Origin of the sequence: Pseudooceanicola nanhaiensis DSM 18065 (assembly GCF_000688295.1) — a bacterium.
Lineage (GTDB): Bacteria > Pseudomonadota > Alphaproteobacteria > Rhodobacterales > Rhodobacteraceae > Pseudooceanicola > Pseudooceanicola nanhaiensis.
This window is the reverse complement of the sequence record NZ_JHZF01000013.1, coordinates 721,168-746,244: the sequence shown is the minus strand read 5'-3', so window position 1 is coordinate 746,244 and position 25,077 is coordinate 721,168. Positions and strand designations below refer to the sequence as shown.

General features: G+C 69.0%; 27 protein-coding genes. 16 read left to right on the top strand and 11 right to left on the bottom strand.

What is annotated here, in order from left to right; translation table 11 throughout:
- Nucleotides 1–19: 19 nt before the first annotated feature.
- Both Q344_RS0113660 and Q344_RS23950 read right to left on the bottom strand, forming a co-directional pair.
- Nucleotides 20–1,234: a hydantoinase/carbamoylase family amidase gene (locus Q344_RS0113660; RefSeq protein WP_036539594.1), complete on the bottom strand. Its 1,215-nt coding sequence runs from the start codon at nucleotides 1,232–1,234 to the stop codon at nucleotides 20–22.
- A gap of 95 nt (nucleotides 1,235–1,329) precedes the next feature.
- Nucleotides 1,330–1,686, bottom strand: a complete 357-nt coding sequence (locus tag Q344_RS23950) for a PRC-barrel domain-containing protein (protein WP_169739194.1) — start codon at nucleotides 1,684–1,686, stop codon at nucleotides 1,330–1,332.
- Between the two features lie 112 nt (nucleotides 1,687–1,798).
- Between Q344_RS23950 and Q344_RS0113650 the strand changes: the two genes are divergently transcribed.
- Both Q344_RS0113650 and Q344_RS0113645 read left to right on the top strand, forming a co-directional pair.
- A complete protein-coding gene (locus Q344_RS0113650) occupies nucleotides 1,799–2,854 on the top strand; it encodes a saccharopine dehydrogenase (RefSeq protein WP_028287228.1) in 1,056 nt (351 codons plus the stop codon).
- Nucleotides 2,851–3,993, top strand: a complete 1,143-nt coding sequence (locus Q344_RS0113645; RefSeq protein WP_028287227.1) for a saccharopine dehydrogenase family protein — start codon at nucleotides 2,851–2,853, stop codon at nucleotides 3,991–3,993. Before Q344_RS0113650 ends, Q344_RS0113645 begins: the two co-directional genes overlap by 4 nt.
- Nucleotides 3,994–4,062: 69 nt before the next feature.
- Here the strand turns inward: Q344_RS0113645 and Q344_RS0113640 are convergent, their stop codons facing one another.
- Complete coding sequence (locus Q344_RS0113640; protein WP_028287226.1) at nucleotides 4,063–4,551, bottom strand: hypothetical protein; 489 nt, start codon at nucleotides 4,549–4,551, stop codon at nucleotides 4,063–4,065.
- A 277-nt stretch (nucleotides 4,552–4,828) separates the two neighbouring features.
- Here Q344_RS0113640 and Q344_RS0113635 point away from each other — a divergent pair, with 277 nt between their 5' ends.
- On the top strand, nucleotides 4,829–5,455 hold the full coding sequence (locus tag Q344_RS0113635; protein WP_156954704.1) for a hypothetical protein: 627 nt from the start codon (nucleotides 4,829–4,831) through the stop codon (nucleotides 5,453–5,455).
- A 121-nt stretch (nucleotides 5,456–5,576) separates the two neighbouring features.
- On the opposite strand, the gene holA is transcribed toward Q344_RS0113635, so the two are convergent.
- Genes holA through leuS form a run of 3 tightly spaced genes read right to left on the bottom strand, consistent with a single transcriptional unit; the run spans nucleotide 5,577 to nucleotide 9,644 of the window.
- Nucleotides 5,577–6,605, bottom strand: a complete 1,029-nt coding sequence (gene holA, locus Q344_RS0113630; protein WP_028287224.1) for a DNA polymerase III subunit delta — start codon at nucleotides 6,603–6,605, stop codon at nucleotides 5,577–5,579.
- Nucleotides 6,602–7,099, bottom strand: coding sequence for an LPS assembly lipoprotein LptE (lptE, locus tag Q344_RS0113625; protein WP_028287223.1), 498 nt, complete (start codon nucleotides 7,097–7,099; stop codon nucleotides 6,602–6,604). Before lptE ends, holA begins: the two co-directional genes overlap by 4 nt.
- A complete protein-coding gene (gene leuS, locus Q344_RS0113620; protein ID WP_028287222.1) occupies nucleotides 7,086–9,644 on the bottom strand; it encodes a leucine--tRNA ligase in 2,559 nt (852 codons plus the stop codon). Before leuS ends, lptE begins: the two co-directional genes overlap by 14 nt.
- A gap of 150 nt (nucleotides 9,645–9,794) precedes the next feature.
- On the opposite strand from leuS, the gene Q344_RS0113615 reads away from it, so the two are divergent.
- On the top strand, nucleotides 9,795–11,039 hold the full coding sequence (locus Q344_RS0113615) for a glycosyltransferase (RefSeq protein ID WP_028287221.1): 1,245 nt from the start codon (nucleotides 9,795–9,797) through the stop codon (nucleotides 11,037–11,039).
- Between the two features lie 50 nt (nucleotides 11,040–11,089).
- Here the strand turns inward: Q344_RS0113615 and Q344_RS0113610 are convergent, their stop codons facing one another.
- Nucleotides 11,090–11,614, bottom strand: coding sequence for a DUF3576 domain-containing protein (locus Q344_RS0113610; RefSeq protein ID WP_028287220.1), 525 nt, complete (start codon nucleotides 11,612–11,614; stop codon nucleotides 11,090–11,092).
- A gap of 270 nt (nucleotides 11,615–11,884) precedes the next feature.
- Between Q344_RS0113610 and Q344_RS0113605 the strand changes: the two genes are divergently transcribed.
- The 4 genes from Q344_RS0113605 to thpD all read left to right on the top strand — a co-directional run bounded on the left by Q344_RS0113605 (nucleotide 11,885) and on the right by thpD (nucleotide 15,054).
- On the top strand, nucleotides 11,885–12,856 hold the full coding sequence (locus Q344_RS0113605) for a porin (RefSeq protein ID WP_028287219.1): 972 nt from the start codon (nucleotides 11,885–11,887) through the stop codon (nucleotides 12,854–12,856).
- Between the two features lie 104 nt (nucleotides 12,857–12,960).
- Entirely contained in the window at nucleotides 12,961–13,251 is a 291-nt protein-coding gene (locus Q344_RS0113600) for a hypothetical protein (RefSeq protein ID WP_028287218.1), read from the top strand.
- Between the two features lie 87 nt (nucleotides 13,252–13,338).
- Entirely contained in the window at nucleotides 13,339–13,995 is a 657-nt protein-coding gene (locus tag Q344_RS0113595) for a YggS family pyridoxal phosphate-dependent enzyme (RefSeq protein WP_028287217.1), read from the top strand.
- 108 nt (nucleotides 13,996–14,103) lie between these two features.
- The gene (gene thpD / locus Q344_RS0113590; protein ID WP_028287216.1) at nucleotides 14,104–15,054 is read left to right on the top strand and encodes an ectoine hydroxylase; all 951 of its coding nucleotides are present in this window, start codon (nucleotides 14,104–14,106) and stop codon (nucleotides 15,052–15,054) included.
- 430 nt (nucleotides 15,055–15,484) lie between these two features.
- Here thpD and Q344_RS0113585 read toward each other — a convergent pair whose 3' ends face one another.
- Nucleotides 15,485–15,982, bottom strand: coding sequence for a L,D-transpeptidase family protein (locus Q344_RS0113585; RefSeq protein WP_188781520.1), 498 nt, complete (start codon nucleotides 15,980–15,982; stop codon nucleotides 15,485–15,487).
- On the bottom strand, nucleotides 15,979–17,070 hold the full coding sequence (gene ribA, locus Q344_RS0113580) for a GTP cyclohydrolase II (protein ID WP_028287214.1): 1,092 nt from the start codon (nucleotides 17,068–17,070) through the stop codon (nucleotides 15,979–15,981). The genes Q344_RS0113585 and ribA overlap by 4 nt, the downstream gene beginning before the upstream one ends.
- A 163-nt stretch (nucleotides 17,071–17,233) precedes the next feature.
- Between ribA and Q344_RS0113575 the strand changes: the two genes are divergently transcribed.
- The 8 genes from Q344_RS0113575 (at nucleotide 17,234) to Q344_RS0113540 (ending at nucleotide 23,990) form a co-directional block, all read left to right on the top strand.
- Entirely contained in the window at nucleotides 17,234–17,920 is a 687-nt protein-coding gene (locus Q344_RS0113575) for a response regulator transcription factor (protein ID WP_028287213.1), read from the top strand.
- A gap of 259 nt (nucleotides 17,921–18,179) precedes the next feature.
- A complete protein-coding gene (locus tag Q344_RS0113570) occupies nucleotides 18,180–19,460 on the top strand; it encodes a flavin-dependent oxidoreductase (protein ID WP_028287212.1) in 1,281 nt (426 codons plus the stop codon).
- Nucleotides 19,461–19,781: 321 nt separating this feature from the next.
- Entirely contained in the window at nucleotides 19,782–20,159 is a 378-nt protein-coding gene (locus tag Q344_RS0113565) for a hypothetical protein (RefSeq protein ID WP_028287211.1), read from the top strand.
- A gap of 60 nt (nucleotides 20,160–20,219) precedes the next feature.
- Nucleotides 20,220–20,438, top strand: a complete 219-nt coding sequence (locus tag Q344_RS0113560) for a hypothetical protein (protein WP_036539220.1) — start codon at nucleotides 20,220–20,222, stop codon at nucleotides 20,436–20,438.
- A complete protein-coding gene (locus tag Q344_RS0113555) occupies nucleotides 20,435–21,841 on the top strand; it encodes a TolC family protein (RefSeq protein ID WP_028287209.1) in 1,407 nt (468 codons plus the stop codon). The genes Q344_RS0113560 and Q344_RS0113555 overlap by 4 nt, the downstream gene beginning before the upstream one ends.
- The gene (locus tag Q344_RS0113550) at nucleotides 21,841–23,193 is read left to right on the top strand and encodes a multicopper oxidase family protein (RefSeq protein ID WP_211249920.1); all 1,353 of its coding nucleotides are present in this window, start codon (nucleotides 21,841–21,843) and stop codon (nucleotides 23,191–23,193) included. The genes Q344_RS0113555 and Q344_RS0113550 overlap by 1 nt, the downstream gene beginning before the upstream one ends.
- Before the next feature lie 58 nt (nucleotides 23,194–23,251).
- Complete coding sequence (locus Q344_RS0113545) at nucleotides 23,252–23,548, top strand: copper-binding protein (RefSeq protein ID WP_028287207.1); 297 nt, start codon at nucleotides 23,252–23,254, stop codon at nucleotides 23,546–23,548.
- A gap of 145 nt (nucleotides 23,549–23,693) precedes the next feature.
- Complete coding sequence (locus Q344_RS0113540; RefSeq protein WP_028287206.1) at nucleotides 23,694–23,990, top strand: SHOCT domain-containing protein; 297 nt, start codon at nucleotides 23,694–23,696, stop codon at nucleotides 23,988–23,990.
- Nucleotides 23,991–24,030: 40 nt separating this feature from the next.
- Here the strand turns inward: Q344_RS0113540 and Q344_RS0113535 are convergent, their stop codons facing one another.
- Both Q344_RS0113535 and Q344_RS0113530 read right to left on the bottom strand, forming a co-directional pair.
- Nucleotides 24,031–24,459: a c-type cytochrome gene (locus Q344_RS0113535; RefSeq protein WP_028287205.1), complete on the bottom strand. Its 429-nt coding sequence runs from the start codon at nucleotides 24,457–24,459 to the stop codon at nucleotides 24,031–24,033.
- On the bottom strand, nucleotides 24,456–24,890 hold the full coding sequence (locus Q344_RS0113530) for a c-type cytochrome (protein ID WP_028287204.1): 435 nt from the start codon (nucleotides 24,888–24,890) through the stop codon (nucleotides 24,456–24,458). Before Q344_RS0113530 ends, Q344_RS0113535 begins: the two co-directional genes overlap by 4 nt.
- Nucleotides 24,891–25,077 lie beyond the last annotated feature (187 nt).

Here is a 25,077-nt window from a genome sequence, read left to right as displayed (position 1 = left end):
CGCAGCCGCAATGCCCCCCTCACGCCGCCAGCGCGACCGACATCCGTTCCACGGCCTGGGCCATCACCTGCAGTCCGGTGACGAGGTCCTCTTCGCGGGTGTCCTCGGCGAAGGCGTGGCTGATCCCGTTGATCGACGGCACGAAGAGCATCGCGACCGGCATCAGGCGGGCGACGCTGGCCGCGTCGTGCAGGGCTCCCGACTGCATCCGGCGCCAGCGGCCCGGGGCGACGTCCTCGGCCGCGTCGCCGAGGGCGGCCTGCATCCGCGCGTCCATGGGAACCGGTTCAATCCCGACCAGGTCCGAGGTCGAGACGCTGAAGCCGCCGTCCTCGGCCACTTCGCCGGCGGTGTCGCGGATGATCTCCTCCATCTTCTTCAGCCGCTCGGTCTCTCCGTCGCGCCATTGCATCGAGAAGGTGCAGCGGCCCGGGACGATGGAATGGGCGCCGGGGTGGACGTCGACATGGCCCGTGGTCCAGACCGTCTGCGGCGTCACGACATTGCGGAAGCGTTCGGCGATCAGGACCTGGAACCGGGCCATCGCCTGCAGCGGATCGCGGCGGCGGTGCATCGGGGTGGTGCCCGCGTGGTTCTGTTCGCCCTCGAAGGTGATGCGCATGTCGCGGATCCCGACGATGTCGGTGACCACGCCGACAGCCTCGCCGGCTTCGTAGAGCCACGGGCCCTGCTCGATATGCGCCTCGAGGAACCCGGTGAACCGCTTGTAATCGACGAAATCCCCGGCGAGGTGCCGCATCCGCGCGCGGGCGTCCGCGAAGCTCAGGCCCTGGGTGTCGGTCAGCCGGTCCGCCGATTTCAGGTCGGTCGCGCCCGACCAGACGCGGCTGCCGGTGGTGACGCCGAAGCGCCCTTCCTCGTCCTGGAAGGACACGGCCGAGACCGCGGGGCCGCCCGCCTCCATCGCGGCGCGGGCGATCTCGAGACCGCAGACGACGCCGAGCGCACCGTCCAGCCAGCCGCCCTCGGGCTGGCTGTCCGAATGCGACCCGATCAGAAGGGACTGGCCCTTGGCCAGACCCCAGACAGAGCCCACGGGGTCGAACCGGGTCTTGAGGCCGGCGTCCGCGTAACGCTCGGCCAGCCATTCACGGGCGGCGATATCGGGGTCGGAATAGGCCGGACGCACCACGCCCTTTCCGACGCCGGCGGCACCGAACTGGCGCAGGGTGTGCAGGTCCTGAAGGAATCTGTCGGGCCGTATTTGAATCATCATAGGAGCCTCCTCGCCCCCCCGCGGCGAGTAGACGTCAACGGCGCTGGCGGGTCAAATCCACAGACCCCCCAGCCGCCCCGCTGAGCGGGTTCTTACTCATCCCACGGTTGAAGATTCTGCAGCTGCTCCTCGGTCATCTTCGAGACGTAGTTCTTCCCATCGTAGGTCAGCGCCTCGAGCGGCACCGCGACGTCGTCGTCGCCCAGATCGAACCAGCCGCCGAACTCGATCAGGAAGGCGGCGGGATTGCCGTCGGCATCGACGAGGATCTCCTCGACTTCGCCGATCTTGTCGCCGTCGGCCGAGACCACGTCGATGTCCTCGATGCTCTTGAGGTAGGTCGCGTCGCGGCTGGTCACCGGCCCGGCGTCGCCGGTTTCCGCATTCTGTGCCGCCAGCGGCGTGGCGAGCAGGAGGGCGAGGGCGGTGGTGCAAAGCGTTGTCTTCATCTTGGTCTCCATGGTTGGGCCTGTCCAACGCGCCGACCGGGCCGCCCGTTCCTCTCCCCGATTGCGCACGGCGGCGCTATGCCATAGGCGTTCGGGCCGAAAGGAACCGCCGATGACGCATATCTGGCTGCGCGCCGAACAGCGCCCCAACGAAGACCGCGCCGGGCTGACGCCCGAGGGCGCGAAAGCCCTGATCGACAAGGGATTCACGCTGACGGTCGAAGAGAGCCGCAGCCGGATCATCCCGCTCGACGGCTACCGCGCCGCCGGCGCCCGGATCGCGCCCGAGGGCAGCTGGCCCGACGCCCCCCGCGACGCCATCATCTTCGGCCTGAAGGAGCTGCCCGAGGACGGCACGCCGCTGGTCCATCGGCACATCATGTTCGGCCATGCCTTCAAGGGCCAGCCGGCCGGACGGATCCTGCTCGATCGCTTCGCGGCGGGGGGCGGCACGCTCTACGACCTGGAATACCTGCTGGACGAGTCCGGCCGCCGCGTCGCCGCCTTCGGCTACTGGGCGGGCTTCGCCGGTGCCGCCGTCTCGCTGAAATGCTGGCTGGCGCAGCAGGCGGGCGGAATCTGCGGGCCCGTCTCGTCCTACCCGGACAAGGACGCCCTCCTGGCCGAGCTGCGCGGCGCGCTGGACGGTGCCGGGCGCAGCCCTTCGGCCATCGTGATCGGCGCCAGGGGCCGCGTCGGGACCGGCGCCTCGGACCTGTGCGAGGCCATGGGGATGCCCGTCACCAGGTGGGACATGGCCGAGACCGCGCATGGCGGCCCCTTCCCCGAGATCGCCCGGCACGACATCTTCCTGAACGCGATCCTTGCCATGCCCGGCACCCCGGTCTTCGTCCCCCGCTCGACGCTCACCGAGCCGCGCGCGCTGTCCGTCATCGGCGACGTCGCCTGCGATCCGACCTCGGACTTCTCGCCGATCAAGGTCTACGACCGCACGACCAGCTGGGAGGCCCCGGCGCTGCGCGTCCACGAGGACCCGGTGCTCGACGTCACCGCGATCGACAACCTGCCCTCGCTCCTGCCGCTGGAAAGCTCGCAGGATTACGCGGCCCAGCTCCTGCCGTCGCTGCTCACGCTCGACGATCTCGACGCGGGCGTCTGGGGCCGGGCGAAAGCCATCTACGACCAACACATGGGAGAGCACGCATGACCATCCACTGGTGCGGCACCGGCCTGTCGGCCATCCCCGGCCTGCGCCGGCTGATCCGGAACGGCCACGACGTCACCGTCTGGAACCGGACGCCCGAGAAGGCCAGGGCCGAGGTCGGCGACCTGACCGACGACATCCGCGCCTTCACCCCCGAGGCGCTGGCCGAGGCCGTGCAGAAGGGCGATGTCGTGGTCTCCATGCTGCCCGCCGACTGGCACGTGGCGCTGGCCGAGATCTGCCTCGCCAGGGAGGCGCATTTCGTCTCGTCCAGCTACATCGCGCCCGAGATGCGGGCGCTGGACGACGCGGCCAGGGCGAAGGGGCTCAGCTTCGTGAACGAGGTCGGGCTCGATCCCGGCATCGACCACCTGATGGCGCACCACCTCGTCGCCGCCTACCGCGCCTCGGAGGCCTTCGATCCGGCGAACGAGCTCTCCTTCACCTCCTATTGCGGCGGCTTCCCGAAGGTGCCGAACGACTTCCGCTACAAGTTCAGCTGGTCGCCCCTCGGCGTGCTGAAGGCCCTGCGGTCGCCCTCCCGGTCCCTGAAGGATTTCGAGGAGCTGAACGTCGACCGGCCGTGGAACGCGATCACCCGCTTCACCACCCCGCTCGCCGGCGCCGAGGAGTTCGAGGCCTATCCGAACCGCGACTCCCTGCCCTTCATCGCGGATTACCGTTTGGACCCCGACTGGAAGGTGAAGACCTTCGTGCGCGGCACCCTGCGGCTCGACGGCTGGTCCGAGGCCTGGGCGCCGGTCTTCCGCGAGGTCGAGACCCTGAACGGCCCCGAGGGCGACGCAAGGCTGAAGGAGATGTCGGACCAGTTCTGGGCCGATCACGCCTATGACGAGGGCGAGGCCGACCGCGTGGTCCTCTTCGTCTCGCTGAAGGCCGAGAAGGACGGCGCGACCGTCTGGCACCGGACCTACGCGATGGACGCCTGGGGCGACGCGGAGAGCTCGGCCATGGGGCGGCTCGTCTCGGTGCCGGTCTCTCTGGCGATCGAGGCGGTGCTCGCCGGGCGGCTGCCCGCGGGCGTGACCCCCGCCCCGCACGATCCGGCAGTGATCGAGGACTGGCTGGCCGAGGTCGGCAAGCTGGCGCAGAAGCTCGAGGTGGTCGACCACCTCGCCTGAGGCGCCGCCAGGGCATGAAAGCGGCCTCCCCGGTATCCCGGCGGAGGCCGTTTCACGTCTCGACGCCGGTCAGGGGCAGTCGTAGAGCACGAGCTGCCCGTCCATGACCGAAAGCTTGCCGTCCTTCATCATGCGGTCGACGGCCGCGTCGGCCTTCTCCTCCAGCGTCGTGCGCAGCGACTCGATCTCTTCGGGCGTGGCGCCACGGTCCTCGGCCGCCTGTGTCACGATGTCGGTGACGGCGGCCGCGGCCGACAGCTTGCAATCCGCCGCCACCAGCGTCTCGCGCACCATCTCCTGCCACTGGCCGTCCGACAGCGCGGTCAGCTCCTCCGCTCCGTCGCTGCCGGAGGCGGGCCGACAATCCGACAGAAGGACGGCGTCGGTCTTCACCACGAGCGCACAGTCGAAGGAGGCCTCGGCATTCGCCACCAGCAGGCGTCCGCCCTCCAGCACGGCGACCGCCTCCACCCCGAGGCTCGGGTCGAACGTCTGCGCGCACAGCGGCGCTGCCACGAGAAGGGCAGCGGCGGCCAGCGTGATCTGTCTGGGGACCATGACGAAACTCCGGTTCTGGGCGGCGCAGGCTGCATTCCGCCACGTCACCCGGAGTATGGAGCGCCGATGCGTGCAAGACAACATGCCAGCACCCGGAAAGCGTGTCCGGGAACCGGTGAAGGGACGACGCGGACCGGCGCTCGGCGGATCACAAAAAAAAAAGATGCGGACAGGAAAAAGCTCTGCACAGGCGGGGGTGGGATGCTGTAATGTCACATTCGGCTCTTCGCAGCCGACACCCTCACCATACCGCCCGAGCCCTGGAGCGCCGTTCCCGATGAAACTGAAACCGACCCCGATGTGCGTGGCGAGAGGCTTCTGCCTCTTCGTGGCGACCGCCATGCTGGTCGTCTCCTCGCTCGTGCTCACGCATGGCTGGATGCTGGGCCACGAGGCGACGATCCGTCTGGTTCCTGAGTTCCGCGCGATGGTGCCGTCGACCGCGTTGTGCTTCGCCTTGCTCGGCATCGCGTTCCTTCAGCTGTTCCTGCCGCGGGGACGCGTCGTGACGTCCTCCGTGGCCTGGATCACCGGGGTGGTGGTGATGATCTGCGTCGCGAACCTGGCGACGGTCTACGTGGTCGGTGGCAGCGGCATCGACTGGGTGTTCCGCGCCTCGCGGTTCGGGACGGACCGGATGGCGATCATGACCTCGGTCGGCCTGATCGTCTGCTCCGCCTGCATCCTGGCGATCCTGACCTTCCGCGACCGGGCCTCGGACACGATGACCTTTGTCGCGCTGCTCGGCTTCTCGACGAGCCTTTCGGTCGTCGCGGGCCATGCCTTCGACGCCCGGTCGCTGTACAAGATGCGGCTGTTCGACGGCGTCTCGCTGCCCTCGGCGCTCCTGTTCGCTCTGTTCTTCGCCGCGGTCGCCCTGCTCCAGATCCAGCACGACGAATAGCCCTGCGCTAGGGCCGGCGTCAGGCGGTCTGACGGCAAGAGACCCCACGGGGCCGGGCGCTTCGGGCGGTCGGTCAGGTCATCGGCGCCGGCGTCGCGTGGCGGATGCGGGGGCTGCCGGCCTACCGCCGTCCCGCCATCATCGCGAGGCGGATCAGCGTCCGCTCCACCAGCGCCATGTCGGGGGCGGTGCGCCCCGCCGAGCGGAGCTGGAGGTCGGTGTCGGTCAGCAGCGTCAGCGCGTCCTGCAGCTTTGCCGCGCCCCAGCCCTGCGCCTGCCGCAGGATGCGATCACGGCGCGGACCGAAGACCGGCGGCCGCAGGCGGCCGATCCCCTCGCCCGGGCCGCCGGGATGGGAGGCGACGGCGTAGAGCGTCCGGAAGTGCCGCATCGCGCCGATGCAGAGCGCCACGCCCTGCACGCCCTGCGCCTGCAGCCGCGCCATGACCGGCCCGATCTCGGAGGGCTGCGCCTCGGCCACCACGTTCAGCACGTCGTCGATCGCCGCCTCGGTGGAGGCGGGCGCGCAGGCCTCTATATCGGCGCCGGTGACGGGCACGGGATCGCCCAGCTTGTAGAGGGCGAGCTTCTCGACGGTCTGGCGGAAGTCGCCCGGATCGAGGGTCTGCGCCAGCGCCACCAAGTCGCGCATCGCCTCGTCCGACAGGTTCTGCAGCCCGCCGTCCTTCAGCATGCCCTCGATCTCGCCCCGGCTCGGCGGGTCGTCGTAGATGCCGACGGCATAGGCGTTCCGGTGGGATTCGAAGAACTTCCGCAGCTTCGACGTGGCCTTCAGAGACCCGGCCGTGACGATCACCTGCGCGTCGCCCGGCGCCCAATCCTCGACCGCCGGGATGATCTTGTCGGCGAGCGTCTCGTTCACCTCCTCGACCAGCACGACGCGCGGACCGGGGAAGAAGCCCACGGCCTTCACTGCGTCGGCCAGCATGGCGGGGTCCTTGCGAAGATCGGCACCGGCGATGCGGGTGAAGCGCATCTCCTCCTCGCCCTGCGGACCGACCAGCGCCTTGACGACCTGCTGGCGCCGCAGCGCGACCCGCATGGCATCGCCGCCGTAGATCAGCAGCCCGGTCTTGTCCGCATCGGGCCGGGCGAAATATCCGGGCGCGTCGCGGGCGGTGAGCTTCATGCCGGCAGGTCCGCCGCCTCGGCATAGAGGCGCGTGGTCAGCAGGTCCGCGAGGATCACCATCAGCCGCTCGCGCGCGTCGCGGCGCGCCGCCTGCGTGGCGACGGTCGAGCCGGTGGCCGAATAGGAGGTGAAGCTGCGCACCCGGCCTTCATGCAGCGTGAGGCCGGTCCTGGCGTCCGTCAGCTGGTAGGCGACGCTGCCGATCACGTTGAACCGGGTCGTGACGTTGGAGGTGGTCACGGCCATCCCCTCCTCGACCACCGAGGTCTGGTAGTCGAGCGCCAGGGGCGCCCCCTCGCCCGCCCGGCCGAGACGGGTCTCGATCTCGCGGACGAGGATGTAATCGTCCGTGGTGTCGGGCGCGGCGGGCCGCACCCGGCCCGTCAGCGCCGCGCCACCGCCCCCGGGGCCATAGACCGGGGTGAACCCGCAGGCGCCGAGGGCGGCAAGGCCCGCGAGGGCCAGGAAGCTGCGTCGGTCAGACGACCACATTCACGATCCTGCCGGGGACGACGATCACCTTGCGGGGCTGTGCCCCATCCAGCGCCCTCTGGACATTGTCGACCGCCAGCGCGGCCTTTTCAACCTCCGCCTGATCCATGTCCTTGGGCACCGTGATCTCGCCCCGCCGCTTGCCGTTCACCTGGATCGGCAACGTGACCGAATCCTCCACCATCATCGCCTCGTCGGCCTCGGGCCAGCGGGCTTCGGTGATGAGCCCCTCGCCGCCGAGCATCGCCCAGACGTCTTCCGCGAGGTGCGGGGTCATCGGCGACATGAGCTGCGCGAGGACCATGGCAGCCTCGCGCTTCGCCCTGGCGCCCGCCTGGGATTTCGAGAGCGTGTTGGTGAAGGCGTAGAGCTTCGCGATCGCGGCGTTGAAGCCGAAGCTCTCGACCCCGAGCGTCACGTCGCGGATCGCCTTGTGCATCTCGCGCAGGAGCTGTTCGTCGGCGCCCTGCACGGTCGCCTCGCCACTGGCCTCGGCCACCTCGGCCGCGATCCGCCAGACCCGGGCGAGGTGCTTGTGCGCGGCCTCGGCCCCGGCGGCCGTCCATTCGACGTCCCGCTCCGGCGGGCTGTCCGAGAGGACGAACCAGCGGGCGGTGTCGGCGCCGTATTGCCCGATGATCGCGACCGGGTCGACGACGTTGTTCTTCGACTTGGACATCTTGGCGGAGGGGACGATCTCCACCTCCGTGCCGTCCTTGAGGAAGCCGCGGCCGTCGCGCAGATCGACGTCCTCGGGGTAGTGATAGACCGGGCGGCCGTTCGCATCCTTCGTCTGGAAGATCGCGTGCGTCACCATGCCCTGCGTGAAGAGCGCATCGAAGGGTTCCTTCGACTTCGCGGGCAGGTGGCCGCAGAGATGCATCGCCCGGGCGAAGAAGCGCGAATAGAGCAGGTGCAGGATCGCGTGCTCGATGCCGCCGATATACTGGTCGACGTTCATCCAGTAATCGACATCCTCGGCCACGGTCGGCGTGTCGGCCTCGGGCGCCGTGAAGCGCGCGAAGTACCACGACGAATCCACGAAGGTGTCCATCGTGTCCGTCTCGCGCAGGGCCGGCCCGCCGCAGGCGGGGCAGGAGACGTTGCGCCAGGTCGGGTGACGGTCGAGCGGGTTGCCCGGCTGGTCGAAGCTCACGTCGTAGGGCAGCTCGACCGGCAGGTTCTCTTTCTTCTCGGGGACCACGCCGCAGCTGTCGCAATGGACCACCGGGATCGGCGCGCCCCAGAAGCGCTGGCGCGAGAGGCCCCAGTCGCGGAGGCGGAACTTCGTCACCCCCTGCCCGACGCCGTTCGCCTCGCAGAACGCGATTGCGGCATTCACGGCGTCCTGACCACTGGCCTCCTCGTCCCAGCCGAAGCCGCGGATCCAGCGGACCTTCTCGGACTTCATCGGCACGAAGGCCTCGCCCTCGGGGCAGGCGCCCTCGAGCGGTTCGAAGGTCGGGATGATCGGCAGGTCGTATTTCGTCGCGAATTCGAAGTCGCGCTGGTCGTGGGCCGGGCAGCCGAAGATGGCGCCGGTGCCGTAATCCATCAGGATGAAATTGGCGATGTAGACCGGCAGCTCCCACGACGTGTCGAAGGGATGACGGACCCTGATCCCGGTGTCGTAACCCAGCTTCTCGGCGGTCTCGATCGCCTCCTCGGTGGTGCCGCCCTGGCGCGCCTTCTCGCAGAAGGCCGCGACCTCGGGGTCGTGGCGCTCAAGCTCCTTGGCAAGCGGGTGGTCCGGCGAGATGCCGACGAAGCTCGCGCCCATGAGAGTATCGGGGCGGGTGGTGTAGACCTCGATCCGGTCGTGGCCGTGCGCGGCATCGACCACGCCGAAGGAGAACTGGAGCCCGCGCGACTTGCCGATCCAGTTGGCCTGCATCGTCTTGACCTTGGCCGGCCAGTCGTCGAGCCCGTCTAGCGCCTCGAGCAGCTCGTCGGCCATGTCGGAGATGCGGAAGAACCATTGCGTCAGCTCGCGCCGCTCGACCACCGCGCCCGAGCGCCAGCCGCGGCCGTTCTCGACCTGCTCGTTGGCGAGCACGGTCATGTCGACCGGGTCCCAGTTCACCACGGCGTTCTTGCGGTAGACGAGGCCCTTGTCGAGGAAATCGAGGAAGAGCGCCTGCTGCTGGCCGTAATATTCCGGGTCGCAGGTCGCGAACATCCGCGACCAGTCGAGCGACAGGCCGAGGGGCTTCATCTGCCCGACCATCGTGTCGATGTTCTGGTAGGTCCAGTCCTTGGGATGCCCGCCATTCGCCATCGCGGCGTTCTCGGCCGGCATGCCGAAGGCGTCGAAGCCCATCGGGTGCAGCACGTTATGGCCCGTGGACCGCTTGTAGCGCGCCACCACGTCGCCCATCGTGTAGTTCCGGACGTGGCCGATGTGGATCCGGCCGGACGGGTAGGGGAACATCTCGAGCACGTAGTACTTGGGCCGCGACGGATCGCGTTCGGCGCGGAAGAGCCCCGCGTCGTCCCATGCCTTCTGCCATTTCGCCTCGATCGTCGCGGGGTCGTAGCGCGTCATCCCCTGCGCTCCCTGGTCAATTTCCGTTCCCGGGCGTGATATGCGGCAATTCCGCAAGGGTCCAGTGGCATTCCCGCGACAGGGGGCGGCCTGCCCTGTTCTCGCCGGGCGCGCCGGGTATATATGCGGGACCGCTCAAGACGAGGCGCCATGAAGGTCCTGTTCATCCACCAGAACTTTCCCGGGCAGTTCAAACACCTCTCCGTCGCGCTCGCGCGGCAGGGTCACGAGGTCGTTTCGCTGACTCTGCGCGTGAAGCAGGCGACCACCTGGAACGGCGTGCGCCTGGTGCCCTACGCGCTCCGGCGGAAGACGCCGCAGAACTGCCACCCCTGGGTGACGGACCTCGACAGCAAGGTCACGCGGGGCGAGGCCTGTTTCCATGCCGCGACGAAGCTGAAGGCCGAGGGGTTCACCCCGGACATCATCATCGCGCATCCCGGCTGGGGGGAATCGCTCTTCCTGCGCGATGTCTGGCCCGAGGTGCCGATCGGGCTCTACTGCGAGCTCTACCATCTGGCCGGCTATCCCCACGCGGGCTTCGATCCCGAGTTCGACCGCGGCACCGCGCAGATCGAGCCGATGCGGATCCGGATGAAGAACATCAACAACCAGCTGCATTTCGACGCGGCGCAGGCGGGCCTCAGCCCGACCCGCTTCCAGGCCGACACCTTCCCCGAGCCGTTCCGCAGCCGGATCAGCGTGATCCACGACGGGATCGACACCGACGCGCTGGTCGCGGACCCGGGCGCCTCGGTCACCGTCCCGGGGGCGGGCACCTTCACGCGGGACGACGAGGTGGTGACCTTCGTGAACCGCAACCTCGAACCTTACCGCGGCTACCACGTCTTCATGCGCGCCCTGCCCCGCCTGCTGGCGACCCGGCCCGAGGCGCAGGTGCTGATCGTGGGCGGCGACGGTGTCAGCTACGGCGCCGCGCCGCCCGACGGGCGCAGCTGGAAGCAGACCTTCATCGACGAGGTGCGGGGAGACATCCCGGATGCGGACTGGGCGCGGGTGCATTTCCTCGGCCGCATGCCCTATGGCCAGTTCACCGCGCTGCTGCAGGTCGCGCGGGTGCATGTCTACCTGACCTATCCCTTCGTCCTGTCCTGGTCGCTGTTCGAGGCGATGAGCTGCGAGGGCGCCATCGTCGCCTCCGACACCGCCCCGGTGCGCGAGGCGATCACCCATGACGTCACCGGTCGGCTGGTCGATTTCTTCGACGGCGACGCGCTGGTGGAGGAGGTGGGCCGCCTGCTCGACGATCCCGAAGCCCGCCGGAGGCTCGGCCGCGCGGCACGCGCCCATGTGCGCGAGACCTACGACCTGCGGTCGATCTGCCTGCCCCGGCAACTCGACTGGGTCTCGGACCTGGCCGACATGACGGTCTGAAACGAAAACGGCGCCCCGCGGGCGCCGTGTCCGGACAATCCGGGGCGGGCTCAGAACCGCGAGTCGCCGACCCGAAGCTGACGGGCCCGGGTCAGGATCGCATCCTCGACCGCCCGCTGGGTGGAGGCGCTGACCGGCTGGCCGCCCTGCGTCTGCAGCGAGACGTTGAGCGAGCGCGCCTCGAGCGCGGGGTCGCGGATGTAGACCGTGGCGCGATAGGCCCGGCCGCCGCCCGGGGGCACGCCGTAGCCGGTCGTGATCACGCCGGTATAGGGATCGACCGATTGCACGGGCAGGAAATCGAGCACGTCGAGCGAGGCATTCCAGAGGTAGCGGTTCACGCCGACCTTCGAGCCGTCGTCCCGCTGCCGGAACAGGTCGAAGATCGAAGTGCCGTCGCCCTCTTCGATCTGGTTGCCGCTATTGGGGAACCGTTCACGCCGGTATTCGGTCTCGGTCACGCCCGAGTTGTTGTCGAACCCGCCGAGAAACCCGCCGCCGCCTCCGCCACAGGCCGCCACCGTCGCCACAAGGACGACCGCCGCCGCGAACCTGAAAACACGCGAAAAAATCATCGGAATATCCGCTCCCATCGTGTGCAATCCCTCCTAACCAAGCCCCTTGCAGGGGGCAAGTCAATTAACGAGGGGCACGCGGGCTTCGGCCCGCGCCGGCGGCGCGCGGGGGGCAACCATGGCATCACTGTGGCATTGCTGCACCAATTCAGGCGCCAAACCTTCACCGCCGTTACACGCGCTTGCCATCGAGGGCCGAAAAGAGCGAAAGACCCTTCATACCCAAATCGGATTCCCCGTTTTGGGCGACTGAGAAACCGAGGGAAAACGATGAAAAAAGTTCTCTTCGCAACGACTGCGCTGATCGCCACCGCCGGCATGGCAGCTGCAGACGTCAAGCTGAGCGGCTACGGCCGGTTCGGCATCATCTACAATGAAGCGCCTGGCACGACCGTCATCAGCCGTGCCCCGGGCGCTGACGGCATTCCCGGCACCGCCGATGACGTGGTCACCACGGCGCCCAACGACGAGACCTCCATCACGTCGCGCTTCCGCCTGAACATCGACGGCACCACCACTGCCGACAACGGCGTCACCTTCGGTGCTCGCGTCCGTATGCAGGGCAACAGCAACGCGGCCGGCTTCACCGCTTCGCCGACCCTCAGCGCTGCCCGCTTCTACGCGATGTCCAGCGGCCTGACCGTTGCCGCCGGTAACATCCTGGGCGCCATCGACTCGATGCCCTACCTGTACCACGGCTCCGTCGGCCTGACCGGCCTCGGCTACGTCAACGTCGTGTCCGACTTCGGCGCAGACGACTTCAACTCCGAAGGTGCAGACCGCACCGGCATGGAAGTCATCTACGAAGCCGACATGTACAGCGTGCACGCGTCGTACTCCGACCCGATCAGCGGTGCAGTCGGCTCGCAGTCGCGCGCTGCAATCGCGGCATCGGCCAACTTCAGCGGCTACACCATCGCCCTGGGTTACCAGGACTCCGAGTACGGCCCGGACGTCGAGTTCGTCGCAATCGCCGCTGGCGAAGTCGGCCCGGCAACCGTGTCGGTCGCCTACGCCAAGGACCACGCAGATTTCGACCAGTACAACCTGGCCGTTTCCGCTGACGTTGCAGCCGCAACCGAAATCCAGGCGTACTACAACTACGACGAAGCTTCGGTCACCGAAGAATCCTACGGTGTCGGCTTCACCCACGACATCGGCGGCGGCGCTTCGCTCCGCGGCGGTGTGGCGTCCCTGAACGGCACCACCCGCGCCGACCTCGGCGTTCTGTTCAACTTCTGAGTTGACCAGACCGGGTTTTCCCGGAAGGGCAGGCCTCACGGCCTGCCCTTTTTCTTTTGCGCGTCCCTCTTGCGTGGTGTCCGCCGGGGCGCGATGCTGACCGTATGACCCGCCTGACCGCCCCCCTTCTCGCCCTTTGCATCGCCGCGCCCCTCGGGGCAGAGCCCGTCATCGCGCTGAACGGCGAGGCCGAATTCGGCGTGACCTACGGCGCGGCCGGCAGCGACGTGCACACGCGCTACACGCTCGACCTCTCGCCGCGCATCCGGACCGACGGCGGCCTGACCATCGGGGCCCAGACCCGGCTCCGGGCCGATCCGGGCCGCCCGGCGCAGATCGCCGCCCCCCGCTACTACATCACGACCGGCCGGCCGCAGGCGCTGCCCCGCCGCTGATCGCGCCACACCGCTCCGGCCGCGACGGTCTTTCCTTCCCGCCCGATCTGGTGTTCTCTCCGCCCCGCCGCCACGAGGAGTTTCGCCATGTCGCTTACCGAGATCCGGGACCAGATCGCAAAGGCCGAGGCCGACGCGGGCCGCGCGGCCGGCTCCGTCAGCCTGATCGCCGTGTCGAAGATGCAGCCCGACGCGCGGGTCGAGGCGGTGCTGAAGGAAGGCCACCGGGTCTTCGGCGAAAACCGGGTGCAGGAAGCTGCGGGGAAGTGGCCGCGCTTCCGCGAGAGCTACGACGGGATCGAGCTGCATATCATCGGCCCGCTCCAGACCAACAAGGCGCGGCAGGCGATGGAGCTGGCGCAGGCGATCCATTCGGTGGACCGCCCGAAGCTCGCGAACACGCTCGCGCGGCTGGCCCAGGAGATCGGCCATTGCCCCGACCTCTTCATCCAGGTGAACACCGGGGAGGAGCCCCAGAAGGCGGGCGTCCTGCCGGCCGAGACCGACCAGTTCGTCGCCGAATGTCGCAAGCTCGACCTGCCGGTCAGGGGTCTGATGTGCATCCCGCCGGTGGAGGAGGAGCCGACGCTCCATTTCGCCCTGCTCGCCAGGATCGCCGCGCGCAACGGGCTCGAGGGGTTGTCGATGGGCATGTCGGGCGATTACGTAGAGGCAATCCGCCAGGGCGCGACCCACGTGAGGGTCGGCTCCGCCATCTTCGGCGCGCGCGATTCGGATATGTGAAGCACGAAGACAGGCAGGAACCTCACCTTTCCGGGTCCGTTGGTGGATCGGGCGACGCGAACGGCGCGCCCGGAACATCGAAATACTCAAGACCCAAGGAGGTTCGTGATGAATTTCACCACCCCCGAAAGGCAGTTCACCCAGGTGGACGCCTATCCCACGCGGCTGCACGACGGCGAGAGGCTGAGCGAGCGGCTTGACCCGGTTCTCTGGTCCGAGTGGCACGAGGATGCGCCGATCACCCGCGCCGAGGCCGACCATTACCGCGACAAGGGCTACCTCGTCCGCAAGGACGTCTTCTCGCCCGAGGAGCTGAAGCTGCTGGTCGAGACCTCGGCCCATCTGCGCGAGGACCCGTCCGGCATCGCGCGCGACGATCTGATCTCCGAACCGGAGAGCGACGCCGTGCGCACCGTCTTCCGCCTCGATGCGCACTCGCCGCTCTTCGACCGGCTGGCACGGGATTCCCGTGTGGCCGGGGTCGCCGAGTTCCTGCTGGGGGACCAGGTGTATCTCCACCAATCCCGGCTGAACTACAAACCCGGCTTCACCGGCAAGGAATTCTACTGGCACTCCGACTTCGAGACCTGGCATGCCGAGGACGGGATGCCCCGGATGCGGGCGGTGTCGGCCTCGATCCTGCTGACCGACAACTCGGCGCTGAACGGGCCGCTGATGCTGGTGCCCGGGTCGCACAAGACCTTCATCGCCTGCCAGGGCGAGACGCCCGAGAACAACCACGAGACCTCGCTGAAGGCGCAGAAGATCGGCGTGCCGCAGCCCGAGACGATCTCGCGCATGGCCTCGGAACTGGGGCTCGATGCGGCGACCGGGCCCGCGGGGACGATCGTCTTCTTCGAGTGCAACACGCTGCACGGCTCGAACGGGAACATCACCCCCGATCCGCGGTCGAACGCGTTCTTCGTCTACAACGCGATGTCGAACCTGGTGGGAGAGCCCTATGCGGCGGACCGGAAGCGCCCCGACTTCCTCGCGAACCAGGGCCGTCCGGTGCCGGACCCGATCGCGCCCGTGACGGGCGAGATCCGCAAGGGGTGAGGCACAGCGCCCCGACCCACGCGGTAGGCCGGGCTCAGGCCCGGCCTACCTCTCATTCAAGGGCGCCGCACCTGATCCCCGCACGGGGCTCTCCACCGCCGCAGGGTGCGCGTTCGCACGCACCATCCACAAGCACAAGCCAGACAGGCGCCGGCCCCTGGGATGGCGCGGCGCAACCCATGAGCCTCGCACTTTATGACAGCCGTGGTAGCCCCCATGTCGAAACGGGGCACCGGCTTCACCAAAGCGCCAGCCCGCGTTGGTCGGGGAAAAGGTCCACTGGACCTTTTCCTGACCCTCCTCACCGGGCCGGCGCTTGTCCGGCGGCCTGCGGCCTTGATTCCGGACATCGGGAATAGCTCAGGCGTGAAAAAGTCCGCGTGAAGAACACCACCGACTTTTCGCAAGGCGGGCTTCACCCGTCACGCCCCTACCCCGGCACCACCACCCGCGTCCCCGGGACCACCCGTTCCGCGATCCACCGCAGGTGATCCCGCCGGAACGCGATGCAGCCCGCCGTGGGATACCCGGGCCTCCGCCATTGATGCAGGAAGATCGCCGAGCCCCTGCCCGGCACCGCCTCGGGCCAGTTCCAGTCCGTGGCGAGGATGATGTCGTAGAGCGGATCGGCCCGCATCAGCCGCTCGTCGGTGCCCTCCACCGGCCCCCGCACGAGCTGGTTGTAGTCGCGATGCCCGTCCACGTCGCACCAGACGTCCCTCGGCCCGATGGCCCGCGCCCATGGTGCGGGCGGCGCGATCCGGTCCGGGCGGTAGAGCATCTCGACGATCTCGTGGACACCGACGGGCGTGCCGCCGTCACCCTCCCGCTTGTCGGCCACGACGCCGCCGCGCCCGACGGTGCAGGGAAACACCCGCCCCATGAACCGCACGCCGCGCGGGGTCAGAACCAGATCCTCGACCCTCACAGCAGGTGCCCCGATTTCTTCGCCTTGGTGGCGAGATAGGCGCGGTTGTGCAGGGTCTCGCCCACCTTCAGCGGCACCCGTTCGGCGACCGTGATCCCCGTCTTCTCCATCATCGCGATCTTCGCCGGGTTGTTGGTCAGCAGCCGCACCGAACGGAACCCCATCCGTTTCAGAAGGTCCGCGCCGATCCGGAAATCCCGCTCGTCATCCTCGAAGCCCAGCCGGTGGTTCGCCTCGACCGTGTCGAAACCCTGATCCTGCAGCGAATAGGCCCGCATCTTGTTGGCCAGCCCGATCCCCCGCCCCTCCTGGTTGAGGTAGAGCAGGACGCCCGCGCCCTCCGCGCCCATCTGTGCCAGCGCCCCGCGCAGCTGCGGACCGCAATCGCATTTCAGCGAGCCCAGAACGTCCCCGGTGAAACAGGCCGAATGCAGGCGGGCCAGAACCGGCGCGTCGCGGGGCGGCTTGCCGATCTCGATGGCGTAATGCTCCTCGCCGCCGTCCTCGGGGCGGAAGACATGGACGCGCCCGGCCTCCGAGGCCTCGATCGGCACCCGCGCCGCGACCACGGGGTGCAGCGGGCTCGCCTCCACCAGCACCGGGGCGGCAAGGGCGGCATCCACCCAGGTCAGCCTGTGTTCGTCGGCGAAGGCGCGGGCGTCGGGCAGGTCCAGCACAACCACCGCCGGCAGGATCCGCGCCGATTTGGCGAGCTTCAGGCCCAGCCGGTGCAGCCCCGCCTGGCCGCCGCGCGCCGCCACCAGCGGACCCTTCATCGGCGAACGGAGATCGTCGGCCGGGTCGGCGATCGCCGCCACCCAGGCGACGGTGGCGTCCTTCGGCAGCACGATCCGCGCGAGGTCACCGTCATAGGGCCGCGCCTTGAGCGTCTCGGCCCGCCGGGCCGTGATCGCCAGCACCGGCGCGCCGCCAAGCGCCAGCACGTCGGCCAGCCGCTGCGGCGACAGCGCCTCGGCCCCGAGCACCAGCGCCCCCGCCTGACCCTCGGCGATCACCACGCCCAGACCCATCCTCAGGTCGGCACGTGCCCGCGCCAGAACTTCCACGATGTCGGGAGACAGACTCACCGGTCCCTCCGCTTGCTTGTTGTCTCCAAGCACTTAGCCTTTCCGTTTCGGATTTGAAACATTCGCCGGACAGCGGACACGAGCGCGTGAGAGAGATGCAGCAATCCTTGCCGCACGCCCCGGTGAAGCCGATGTGATCGGCACAAGCAAAGGAGAGCCCCGAATGGGACAACTCAGAAAGATCCTTCTGGTCGACGACGAGGACGACCTGCGCGAGGCCCTGAGCGAGCAGCTCGTGATGACCGAAGATTTCGACGTCTTCGAAGCCGCCAGCGGCGCGGACGCGATGCACAAGGTGAAGGAAGGGCATTTCGACCTCCTGATCCTCGACGTGGGCCTGCCCGACACCGACGGGCGCGAGCTCTGCCGCCTGATGCGCAAGCAGGGCGTCAAGGCGCCGGTCATCATGCTGACCGGCCATGACAGCGACGCGGACACGATCCTCGGGCTGGACGCGGGCGCGAACGACTACGTGACCAAGCCCTTCAAGTTCCCGGTCCTGCTGGCCCGCATCCGCGCACAGCTCCGCCAGCACGAACAGAGCGAGGACGCGGTCTTCCAGCTCGGGCCCTACACGTTCAAGCCGGCGATGAAGATGCTCATCACCGAGGACGACAAGAAGATCCGGCTGACCGAGAAAGAGACGAACATCCTCAAGTTCCTCTACCGCGCGACGGAAGGCGTGGTCGCCCGCGACATCCTCCTGCACGAGGTCTGGGGCTACAATGCCGGCGTCACGACCCACACGCTCGAGACGCACATCTACCGGCTGCGCCAGAAGATCGAGCCCGATCCGTCGAACGCGCGACTCCTTGTCACGGAGTCCGGCGGCTACAGGCTGGTAGCGTAAGGTATTCCCGACCTTACGTCAGAGGCCGGAGCTGGTATGGTTCCCGCACGGCCTTTGACAGATCAGGCCCACCGAATCCCGCCGCATGACCGGGTCATGTCATGCATACCTCCCTGTTGGACTGGGCCCGGGTTTCCCGGGCCCTTTTTTTTGCCGCCGAGCCCCCTGCCACGTGGCCGCGATGGCGCGCCGCGGCCTTTTCCCGCGCGGCACCTGTTGCTAAGACCCGCCGGACGAGACGAACGCCGGAGGAGCCCGCATGTCCGACCCACGTGTCCTGATCGCCGGAGGCGGCATCGGTGGGCTCGCCGCCGCGCTGACGCTGCACCAGATCGGTGTCTCCTGCCGGGTCATCGAGTCGGTGGCCGAGCTGAAGCCGCTCGGCGTGGGGATCAACCTGCAGCCGAACGCGGTGCGGGAGCTCATCGACCTCGGGATCGGGACCGACCGCCTGGACGAGATCGGCGTGCCCGCGCGGGAATGGGCGCTGGTCGGGCGCAACGGCAACGACATCTACAGCGAACCGCGCGGCACGCTGGCGGGCTATGACTGGCCGCAATACGCCGTCCACCGCGGCCGCCTGCACATGCTGCTGGCCGAAACCTTCCGCGCCCGGGCCGGGCAGGACGCGCTGGTGCTGGGCCGGAAGATCACCGGCTACCGGCAGGACGCGGCAGGCGTCACGGCTGTGATCGAGGGGCCGGAAGGTCCGCGCGAGGAAAGAGCCGAGATCCTGATCGGCGCCGACGGCATTCATTCCGCGATCCGCGCGGCGATGCATCCCGACCAGCCGCCGATCAACTGGGGCGGCGCGCTGATGTGGCGCGGCACCACCCGGACGAAGCCGATCCGCACCGGCTCGTCCTTCGTCGGCCTCGGCACGCACGAGCACCGGCTGGTGATCTACCCGATCTCCGCCCCCGATCCCGACACCGGTCTGGCCGAGGTCAACTGGATCGCCGAGGTCACCGTCGACCCCTCGGGCGGCTGGCAGAAGACCGGCTGGTTCCGCGAGACGGGCATCGAGGAGTTCATCCATCATTTCGAGGGCTGGAACTACGACTGGCTCGACGTGCCGGAGCTGCTGCGCGGCGCCGAGGTGGCCTTCGAGAACCCGATGATCGACCGCGACCCGATCCCCACCTGGCGCGACGGCCGGGTCGTGCTGATCGGCGACGCGGCGCATGCGATGTATCCCACGGGTTCCAACGGGGCGAGCCAGGCGATCGTGGACGGCCGCGTCCTCGGGGCAGAGATGCTGAGCCACGGCGTCACCGAGGCTGCGCTGGCGGCCTTCGACGCCCGGCTCTGCGGCCCGATCTCCGAGGTCGTCCTGCGCAATCGCGGCGCCGGTCCCTTCGGGCTGCTGAACCTCGTGAACGAGCGCTGCGGCGGCGCCTTCGACAGCATCGACGAGGTCATCCCCTCCGAGGAACGCGCCGCATTCATGGCCGGATACAAGGCGGCGGCGGGCTTCGCCATGGACCAGCTGAACAGCGCCCCCCCGACGATTGCCCCGGGCGCCCGCGTCAGCGGCTGAGGAGCGCGGCCCCCGGAGTTCGGCCCTGGTCGAGTAAAGCGCTTTTCCGCGAGGGGGTTCCGGCGCTCGGCCCGTCAGAAGGCGGGCCGGCCGTTTCGGTGGGTAACGGCAACGCGGTCCCCGCAGCCGCGCCGGACCGGCACCAGACGGACGCGCCACGCCCGGCTGCCGTCGGAGCCGCCCGATTCCCTCCGGACGATCGGCGTCCTTCCCGCCCCTCGATCATCGCCTCGCAGGGTCGGCGTCTTTCCACCGCGTCGCGCCCGGCGTTGACGTTCTCGTGAATTGCCTCCCCCCGAGCCATCACACATTCTGCCGCTCATGGTGAAGCGATACCTCCTCGCGCTGCTGCTGGTCTGGACCGGCGTCATGGTCGCGGCTGCCCCGGTGGCCGCCAAGGCCATGTCCGGCAGCGTCTATTGCGCGCAGGTGAGTCCGTCCCATGCGGCCGAGACGCATCCGGCCGACCATGTTGAGCACGCGTCGCACGGCATGTCGGCGGCTGAGGCACAACCGACCTCCAGCCAGGACCTGACGCAGCCGATCTGCTGCGACCATGCCTGCATCTCCGACGCGGGGGTCACTGCCAGGTGGCAGGGCCACCCGATGCACGAATGGCGGGCGATCGTGGCCTGGACCTCGACCGACCGCACCGCCCTGACCGGACCGACCGGGCTCAGACGACCTCCGAAAGGCTGATCGACCTGCCGTCGGGCGCGTGACGCGCCCTGCCTGCCGATCCCTTCCGGAGACCCTACCATGAGAACCCTCTTCGCGGCCGCCGTGCCGCTGGCGCTTGCGGGCTGCGCGCAGCCCGATGCGCTGCCATTGGCGACGCCGCTCCTGCGCGCCGCCGATCCGGGGCTGGCCCATCCGGCGCCCGCCGGACCCGCCGTGACCCACACGCGACGCAGCATCGAGGAGCCGGGGGACTGGCGCCGCCTCAACGATGCGCAGGCACCGGGAGGAACGTCATGACGCTCTCCTGGAAACCGGCCGTTCTGGCCCTGCCGGCGCTGCTGGCGGCCTGCGCCGACACCGGGACCGTGCGCATGGCGTCGGACCCGAAGGCAGGGTTCTCGCTGGTGTCGCAATCAACGCGGCAGGCCACCGGCGCCGGCGGGGTCTGGGCGCAGTCGGCCGCCGAGGTGGCGGCGAACGAGGCGCGCGCAAGGTCGCTGGTCCACCGCAAGACGATCGGCCCCGACACGGCCGTGCAGGTGGCACTGATGAACAACCGCGGACTTCAGGCGGCCTATGCCGAGCTGGGGCTCTCCGCGGCCGATCTCTGGGAGACCGCCCTCGGGCCGGTTCCGACGCTTGGCGTCACCATCTCGGGCATCGGCGAGGCCGGGCTCGCCCGGTCGCTGGAGGCGACGGTGACCGGCGCGATCCTCGAGGCGGTGACCCGGAAGCCGCGGCAGGCGGTCGCCGAAACCCGCTTCCGGCAGGCCCAATACGCGGCGCTCGGGCAGACGGTGGCGCTGGCGACCGAGACGCGACTCGCGTGGATCGACGCGGTTTCGGCCTTCGAGAGGGCCGGGCTCGTGGGTCGGGCGCAGGGGACCGCCGATGCGGCCTCGGAGCTGGCATCGGAATTGGGCCGCACCGGGGCGATGAACCGGGCCGACCAGGCGCGGGAGCATGTCTTCACCGCGGAGCTTGCCGCCGAGCGGGCGGACGCCCGCCTGGAGGCGCAGCTGGCGAAGGAGAAGCTGACCCGCCTGATGGGGCTCTGGGGCAGCGACATCGACTTCTACGTGCCCGACCGTCTGCCCGGCCTGCCGGGGCGGCGTCCGGGACGGGCGGAGGCGGAGAAACTGGCGCTGACGCATCGCACCGACCTCGCGATAGGGCGGCTGGAACTGGAGGTCATCGCCCGGGACTACCGGCTGGCGGGACAGACGCGGATGATCTCCGACCTCGCCATCGTCGCCGGGGCGGAAGCCGAGCGCTCCGGGTCCCCGACCGAGACGGAGGTTTCCCCGGTCCTCGAGGTGGAATTCGAGATCCCCGTCTACGACACCGGCAAGCTCGCCTCGCGCCGGGGCGAGCTGGCCTACATGCGCGCCGCGAACCAGCTCGCGCAGGCGGCGGTCAATGCCCGCTCGGAGGCGCGCTCGGCCCATGCCGCGGTGACGGGCAAATACAACATCGCAAGACACTGGCGGGACGAGGTCCTGCCGCTGCGCCGCGTGATCGACGAGGAGGCGCTGCGGTCCTACAACGGCATGCTCACCTCGACCTTCGACCTGATCGCCGAGGCCCGCGAGGGCCTCGAGGCCGAGCTCAGCTATGCCGGCGCCAAGGCCGATTACTGGCGCGCCGAGGCAGGCATGACCGCCGCGATCTGGGGCGGCTCCACCGGAGGAACTGACTGATGAACCGCAGACAATTGCTGACAGCCGGGGCGGGTGCCGTCCTCGCCTCTGCCGCCACCGCGCAGACCCGTTTCCGCGACCTGCCCGAGGCGGCCTCCACCGACGATCCATCCACCCAGGTGCCGCCGCCCCCGGGGTCGGGGCCCGATTACAACCCGGTCGTCACGCTCAACGGCTGGTCGCTGCCGTGGCGGATGAACGGCAACGTGAAGGAATTCCACCTCGTCGCCGAACCGGTCGAGCGGATCATGGCCAGCGGCATGATCGCGCGGCTCTGGGGTTACAACGGCCAGTCCACCGGCCCGACCATCGAAGCGGTGGAGGGCGAACGGGTGCGGATCTACGTGACCAACCGCCTGCCCGAGCACACCTCCGTCCACTGGCACGGGCTGATCCTGCCCTCCGGGATGGACGGCGTCGGCGGGCTCAGCCACCCGGCGATCCCGCCCGGCAAGACGTTTGTCTACGAGTTCGACCTGATCAAGTCGGGCACCTTCATGTATCACCCGCATGCCGACGAGATGGTGCAGATGGCCATGGGGATGATGGGCCTCTTCATCGTGCACCCGCGCGATCCGGCCTTCATGCCGGTGGACCGCGATTTCGCCTTCCTGCTGGCGGCCTACGACATCGACCCGGGCACCTACATCCCGCGGGTGGCCGAGATGACCGATTTCAACATGTGGACCTGGAACAGCCGGATCTTCCCGGACATCGACCCGCTGGTCGTCTCGAAGGGCGACCGGGTGCGGGTCCGGGTCGGCAACCTGACGATGACGAACCATCCGATCCACATGCACGGCTACGATTTCGAGGTCACCTGCACCGACGGCGGCTGGGTCCGGCCCGAGGCGCGCTGGCCCGAGGTGTCGATCGACATCCCCGTCGGCGCGATGCGCGCCTACGAATTCGATGCCGTGCATGAAGGCGACTGGGCGATACACTGCCACAAGTCGCACCACACGATGAACGCCATGGGCCACGACCTGCCCACCTTCATCGGGGCCGACAAGCGCAAGCTCACGGGCATGATCCGCCGCGAGACCCGGGGATACATGCCGATGGGCACGGCGGGCATGGCGGACATGGGCGAGATGTCGATGGAGCTGCCGGACAACACCGTGCCGATGATGACCGGCTGGGGCCCCTACGGCCCGCTGGAGATGGGCGGCATGTTCTCGGTCGTGAAGGTCCGCGAGGGCATCGCCGCGGGCGATTACACCGATCCCGGCTGGTACGAGAACCCGCCCGGCACGCAGGCCTGGGAATGGACCGGCGCGCTGCCGGACCATGCCAGCAACGACAGCCCCGACACCATCCTCACCCCGCGCTCGCACCTCTCGCGCGGCTGATGACCCACCGGCAACCCGGCGCACCGGGTGCCATACCCTGACCTGAAAGGACAATGACATGAAAACCCTGTTGGCCCTGGCCCTCACCCTCGCCACCTCCGGCGCCGCGCTGGCGCAGATGACCCACGGCGACATGCCGATGAGCCAGGGCACGATCACCAAGATCGACGAGAAGTGGAACCGGCTCACCATCGACCACGGCCCGCTCGAGAACCTCGAGATGGAGGCGATGACCATGGTGTTCGAGGTCGTCGACCCGGCAATGATGGAGGGCCTGAGCGAGGGCCAGGAGATCACCTTCATGGCCGACCGCGTGAAGGGCAAGCTGACGGTCACCGAGATCGAAACCGAGTGATCCTCGGGCGGCCGCCCCGTTGCGGGCGGTCGCTCCCCCGGGGGGATCACGGTCGCGCGATCCCCGTCAGGTTTGCGGCAGATCAATGCCCCCGTATCCGGGACAGGCCAAGCTGCCCGGAGCCATTATGAGAAGGATAGGCATCATGATTCGTCTCTCGATCCCTGCGGCGCTGCTGGCAGGTCCTGCCTATGCCGATGCCGGGGACTACGGTCACATGATGGATTGGGGATACGGTATGGGCATGATGTTCGGGCCCATCCTGTGGATCATCGTGATCGGCCTCGTCGTGGCCGGGGTGGTCTGGTTCGTCCGCAGCTCGGAGGGCGGTTCGGGCCCGGGCACCGGGTCGGGCGCCCGGGCCGAGCTCGACATGCGTCTCGCAAAGGGCGAGATCGACGCCGAGGACTACACGGCCCGCAAGAAGCTGCTGAACGGGTGACAATCTGCCCGGAACCGCCTTCCGCGATCCCGGGCGCCATTCAGTCCGAGGCGTGCGTCCGCGCGCTTTGCGCCGCCTGCACCCGCTCGGGCCAGGTCGAGCGGATGAAGGCGAGGATGTCGAGCACCTGATCCTCGCTCAACGTCTCCTCGAAGGCAGGCATGCCGCTCTTGAACCCGGTGACGCCCCGCGCCTCCAGAGCCGCCTGCCCGCCCTTCAGCGTGTATTCCAGCAGCAGCGGCGTGTCGTGGTGCCAGGTGTGGCCGCTCGCGTCATGCGGCGGGGCGGGCAGCACGCCGTCCTCCCCGGGGCTGCGCCAGTCGGGCTGACCCTCGAGCTCGGCCCCGTGGCAGGACGCGCAGGTCTCGGCGTAGAGCGCCGCCCCCGCCGCGGTGTCGCGGCCGGTCAGCCGGTGATCCGCCTGGGCCGCGGAGCCCGCGACGAGGGCGGCCAGCAGCAGCGCCTTCATTGGCGGAAGCTCGAGTGGCAGGCGCCGCAGGCCTGACCGACCTGCCTCATCGCCGGGGCGAGGTCGGCCCGGGTCTCGATCGTGCCGGCCAGCGCGCCGGTGACCCGCTCGAGCTCCTGCGCATGCGCGGTGAACCGGTCGTACTTTTCCCAGATCACCGGCAGCGCCTCGGACTTCGGGTCCGTCGCCTCGGGTTCGAAGAGGGTCGGGATGTAGGACGCCTCCTCGGAGAGCTTCGCGAGCGCCTTGTTGCCCGCCTCGGCGTCAAAGGCGGTTTCGCCCTTGGCCATGGCGCCGAGGATCTGCACCTGCCTGGCCATCTCGGACATGCCCATCATCCGGTTCATCACGTCCGGGTCCTTGACCCCGCCATGGGCCAGAACCGCGGTGCCCGCCAGAAGGAGGGCCATGGTGATCGCTTGTTTCTTCATCCTGTTGTCCTTGCTCGTTTGGTGTTTCGGTGCCGTCGCCCGGCACCCGCCGTAAATGCTTTCCGTGGAGATGCGACGCGGCCACCCCGCGGCACCCGCAGGCCCGCGCCCGGGAGGTGGCCGTCACGGACCCGGGCCCCGGCGGCCCGGTGGGTCGGCGGGGCGCCCTGTTTCGTCGCGTCGCGCG